Here is a 5,164-nt window from a genome sequence, read left to right as displayed (position 1 = left end):
TAGCAATGTTTTCTATGCATGGGTTACCCAAGTCCTTATCCCAGTACTTCCTAAAAACAGTGTAATCATGATGGATAATGCAACTTTTCACAAGAAACAGAGTATTCAACAAGTCATCATCGATGCGAGGCATATGGTGGAATATTTGCCTACCTATTCGCCAGATCTTAATCCAATTGAACATAAATGGGCAAAAGCTAAATGTAAAAAAAGAGCCCTCGGATGCGACACAGATATTTTGTTCGCACTCAATATGGTATAATCAAAATTAAGTCGCTTAGCTATATCAAGAATTGGCCGACTAGTCAGCCTAAGAGCAACAGCCGCACGGGAAAGTCGGGGAGCACGGATATAAGAGCCAATAGCTTGCTGAGTAATGTTTTTAAACATCCGCTGTAAATGCCATTTTGAATAACCAGCTTTAGCTGCGACGTTATCGAGAAATAACGGCTGATCTAGATGTGTGTCTATATCCAATACAGTAAATCGCGGATAATATTGCTTTGATCCATAGAAGTACCTGGTTTAAATAATCACCTATAAATAGTATAAAAACTTTATTATAAACATCCATTTAATACTAAATTGCTTTATATAGCTATTTTATTATTTTTATGGATATTAATAATATAACTTGTTATCTGAGTCGAGCAAAAACAGGCGGTATTAAAAGAGGTCTCGGCCTCGCCGAAGATACTGCTGATTCGGCAATTTCTTGTCAACAGATTGGGCCAATAATTATAGATGACAAAATTAAATTAAATAATAAAAAGGGGCAAGTTGTTTTTCAAAAACGTACTTCATTGATTTTTAAAAAACTACAAGTAGTACGTTTCTACGATAAACAACGGAATACACTTATTTAACTTATTCAGACAAAATAATTGATGGATCGTCTAAAAATGCTATTAGTGCTGTGCCAATTATGCCATGGCATTACTATATTTATTAAACCTCCCAACACCTAAAAAAAGGGATTTAATATGTTATATTTATTCTTCAATATCACCACAGAAGCTATAACCTTCACCATGGATGGTGGCAATAATTTCTGGTGTATCGACTATCGATTCAAAGTGTTTACGAATACGGCGGATAGTCACATCAACAGTTCTATCGTGGGGCTTTAATTCACGTCCGGTCATTTTTTTCAATAGTTCTGCACGTGTTTGAATTTTGCCTGGATTTTCACAAAAATGTAACATAGCTCTGAATTCACTACGTGGTAATTTATATTGATCACCAATCGGGCTGACTAAAGAGCGACTGTTAATATCCAGTTCCCAGCCATTAAATTTATAACTTTCTACCTGGCGGCGTTCACCACTGATTTGGCAAAGATTCATTGTGCGCGAAAGTAAATTTCGTGCGCGAATTGTTAATTCGCGAGGGTTGAAAGGCTTAGTTATATAATCATCGGCCCCAATTTCTAATCCTAATATCTTATCAACTTCATTATCACGCCCGGTAAGAAACATCAGCGCAACATGAGCTTGTTCACGTAATTCGCGCGCAAGTAGCAGACCATTTTTGCCTGGCAAATTAATATCCATAATGACCAGGTTAATATCATTATCAGATAAAATATTGTGCATTTCGCCTCCATCAGTAGCTTCATGCACAATATAGCCTTCTGCTTCGAAAATGCTTTTTAAGGTATTACGTGTGACAATCTCGTCTTCAACAATCAAAATATGTGGGGTTTGCATATGTGCTACCTAACTCTCTACAATATAAATTACCAGATTTACACACTAATGTTTCAAGAGCATGCTTTCTCTAATTTCGTTTTATAATACTAATGAAAGCTTAGCGAATATCATTAAAGTTCATATAATTTTTTTGTAACAAAAAACAATTATGCCGAACCTAAAAGAAATTTACTAAACAATTCTTTTCTCATTTTATGTTAACAGCAATATAACAGCTAAAAGCCTATTGACCACCTAAAAAAATGACTTTTGTTGATACACGTCAAAATCGAAATAAAGCTATTATAAAGATTATTACTTAAATTATATGATTTTTTGTGTCATAAAATATTGTATTTAAATTAAGATAGGCACTAATGTAATTTATATGAAAAATATAAACGCCAAGCTTCATATTATTATTTATCTGTTAACATACAAGCGTTGCTGATTGTAAATAGATAAAAATTCTCATTTATTCGGTTATGTTTTTTTATCTGCTTAAAGTGAAATATATTCTATTGGTAATAGTTACTTAACAAAGAAATGAATATGTTTAATTAGTTTTAGTAATTAAAAAACAAATTATTTGACTTTGCATTAAAATTGTTTTAACCAGTATATAGCTAAATATTTTTTAATAGAAACTTAGGACAGTGATGCGTAAGACCAGCTTCAATACCACCATTATTACCACTACCGTAACCAATGGTTACGGGGCGGGCTGACGCATAACTAAAATCAAAATCGAACATAAAGCCCGCATCCAAGCAAATGATGCGGGTTTTTTTTAACGCAATTTCAGGAGGAAAAAACCAGTGCGTGTGCTCAAATTTGGTGGAACGTCGGTTGCTAATGATAATAAAATGCTCAACGTTGCTAATATTGTCGCGGATAAATTTACACAAGGGCCGGTGGCTTTAGTTTTGTCGGCACCAGCGAGGATCACCGATTATCTTGTTGCTATGATCGATGCGGCGACGTCGGGCGCTGATATTACTGTGCATATCAAGGCGGCGAAGGACATTTTTTCTACCTTGCTATCCGGTTTGAAGAACAAGCAATCTGATTTTGAATATGAAAAAGTCAGGAAAATGATTGAAAATGAGTTTATTCAAATTGAGCAAATCTTACATGGCATTTCGCTATTAGGATTGGGACAATGTCCAGAAAGTATTCATGCCGGATTAATATGTCGCGGCGAAAAAATTTCGATTGCTATTATGGCATCGATACTGCGTGCCCGTGGCTATCTAATAACGATTATTGATCCAGTAGAAAATTTATTCGCTGAAGGGCACTATCTTAGCGCGACAGTGGATATCCGTGAATCTAGCCAGCGCATTAGTGCGTTGAATATACCTAAAGATCATCTTATTTTGTTAGCGGGTTTTACCGCCGGTAATTTGCACAATGAACCGGTAATATTAGGACGTAATGGCTCAGATTACTCTGCCGCTGTTCTTGCTGCTTGCTTACAGGCAGATTATTGTGAAATTTGGACCGATGTTGATGGTGTTTATACTTGTGATCCCCGTATTGTAGCAGAGGCTCGTTTGCTAACAGAAATATCCTATCAAGAAGCCATGGAGCTCTCCTATTTTGGCGCTAAAGTCCTCCATCCTAGAACAATTGCTCCGATTGCCCAATTTCAGATCCCATGTTTAATTAAAAATGCCTCAGTGCCTAATCGCAATGGCACTTTGATTGGTAATGTTAAAAACCGTGAGTGTATGCCAATTAAAGGGATCACCAGCCTAAATAATATGGCGATGATTAATGTCTCTGGGCCGGGTATGAAGGGCATGGTTGGTATGGCTGCTCGCATCTTTTCCACCATGTCGTATAAGGGAATTTCAATTGTATTAATCACGCAATCTTCTTCTGAATATAGTATTAGTTTTTGTCTGCATCAGGATCAATTAGCTGAGGCATATAAAGCACTGACTGAAGAGTTTTATTTGGAATTAAAAGAAGGTTTGCTCAGCTCATTGGATATCATTGAGCAGCTTGCTATTATCTCAGTCGTTGGTGATGGAATGCCAACTTTCAAGGGAATATCAGCCCGTTTTTTTTCTGCTTTGACGCTTGGTAATATTAACATTGTCGCTATTGCACAAGGCTCTTCTGAGTCTTCAATTTCTGCTGTGATTGATAATAATATGACTACAATCGCTGCGCAATTATGTCACCAAATGTTGTTTGATACCGCTCAAATTATCAATGTTTTTGTTGTTGGTGTTGGCGGTGTTGGCAATGCTTTACTTGAACAAATTTATCGGCAACAAAATTGGTTGAAAAAGAAGCATATTGATCTGCGAATTTGTGCAATTGCTAATTCGCGGGTAATGTTAACTGATATTAAAGGCTTAACGCTGGATAATTGGCAAATAGGATTATCACAATCTAAACAAGCTTTTAGTTTAAGTGATCTGTGCCAATTACAGGATAAACACTGTTTTCTCAATCCAGTCATCGTTGATTGTACCGCTGATCAGCAAATAGCGAAGCACTATGCTTTTTTGCTTAAGGCGGGGTTTAATGGGTTTAATATTGTTACGCCAAATAAAAAAGCCAATATAGATAGTATGGATTATTATCACCAGATCCGATTGGTTGCTGAGCAATCAAAACGTAAATTTCTGTATGAGACGAATCTTGGTGCTGGTTTACCGGTTATTGAAAATTTGCAGAATTTACTTAATGCCGGTGATGAATTTCTAGAGTTTAGCGGAATTCTTTTTGGCTCACTTTCCTGTATTTTTGGTTTACTCGATGAAGGGGTGTCTTTATCGCAGGCGACACTGTTAGTAAAAGAAAAAGGTTTTACTGAACCAGATCCTCGAGATGATTGTTCTGGTATCGATGTTGCTCGTAAGCTGTTGATCCTATTGCGAGAAGCCGGTTATTGTCTTGAACTTAATGATATTGAAATTGAACCTATATTGCCCGCCTCTTTTGATGTTAGTGGTAACGTTAACCATTTTCTTCAACGATTAACACAATTAGATCAAGATTTTAAAATAAGGGTTAGCCAAGCAACGGCACAGGGAAAGGTTCTTCGTTATATCGAGTTAATTAAAGACGGTTGTTGTCAGGTAAAAATGGTAGCAGTCGATGAACACAATCCACTTTATAAAGTTAAAAATGGTGAAAATGCTTTAGCATTTTATATCCGCTATTATCAGACCATTCCATTAGTATTAAGAGGTTAGGGTGCGGGTAATGATGTTACTGCCGCAGGGGTATTTGCCGATATATTACGGACGTTAACAAGGAAAATAGGAGCATAAAATGGGCAAAGTTTATGCACCAGCATCGATAGGTAATGTCAGTGTTGGGTTTGATGTACTAGGTGCGGCTATCTCTCCGCTAGATATAGCTAAGCGACTTAATTTTGATGACATTATTTATATGAGCTATTCAATTGATTTTAGACGTAAAGTGATATTTACGATGGAAGAAGAAGGGTT

Annotated in this window: 3 protein-coding genes, 3 pseudogenes and 1 other annotated feature; of the genes and pseudogenes, 3 read left to right on the top strand and 3 right to left on the bottom strand. The window is 36.4% G+C overall.

Annotated elements, in window-relative coordinates; translation table 11 throughout:
• Nucleotides 1-37 precede the first annotated feature (37 nt).
• A complete protein-coding gene (locus ARSQ2_RS07570) occupies nt 38-262 on the top strand; it encodes a transposase (protein ID WP_420837750.1) in 225 nt (74 codons plus the stop codon).
• Here ARSQ2_RS07570 and ARSQ2_RS07565 read toward each other — a convergent pair.
• Nucleotides 199-512: pseudogene (locus ARSQ2_RS07565) on the bottom strand (helix-turn-helix domain-containing protein); the annotation flags it as partial. The gene ARSQ2_RS07570 and the pseudogene ARSQ2_RS07565 sit on opposite strands and share 64 nt — an antisense overlap.
• A gap of 105 nt (nt 513-617) precedes the next feature.
• Between ARSQ2_RS07565 and ARSQ2_RS07560 the strand changes: the two are divergent.
• Nucleotides 618-952, top strand: a pseudogene (locus ARSQ2_RS07560) (CreA family protein); the annotation flags it as partial.
• 40 nt (nt 953-992) lie between these two features.
• Here ARSQ2_RS07560 and arcA read toward each other — a convergent pair.
• Nucleotides 993-1,709, bottom strand: coding sequence for a two-component system response regulator ArcA (gene arcA / locus ARSQ2_RS07555; RefSeq protein ID WP_181994916.1), 717 nt, complete (start codon nt 1,707-1,709; stop codon nt 993-995).
• A gap of 608 nt (nt 1,710-2,317) precedes the next feature.
• Complete coding sequence (locus ARSQ2_RS15265; protein ID WP_255487652.1) at nt 2,318-2,446, bottom strand: hypothetical protein; 129 nt, start codon at nt 2,444-2,446, stop codon at nt 2,318-2,320.
• Nucleotides 2,358-2,485, top strand: a sequence feature (Thr leader region). (Overlaps the previous gene by 89 nt.)
• Before the next feature lie 24 nt (nt 2,486-2,509).
• On the opposite strand from ARSQ2_RS15265, the pseudogene thrA reads away from it, so the two are divergent.
• Nucleotides 2,510-4,984: pseudogene (thrA, locus tag ARSQ2_RS07545) on the top strand (bifunctional aspartate kinase/homoserine dehydrogenase I).
• Nucleotides 4,985-5,164: the final 180 nt, after the last annotated feature.

Origin of the sequence: Arsenophonus endosymbiont of Bemisia tabaci Q2, assembly GCF_902713415.1 — a bacterium.
Lineage (GTDB): Bacteria > Pseudomonadota > Gammaproteobacteria > Enterobacterales > Enterobacteriaceae > Arsenophonus.
The sequence above is the reverse complement of the archived record's forward strand: the minus strand, read 5'-3'. Positions and strand labels throughout refer to the sequence as shown.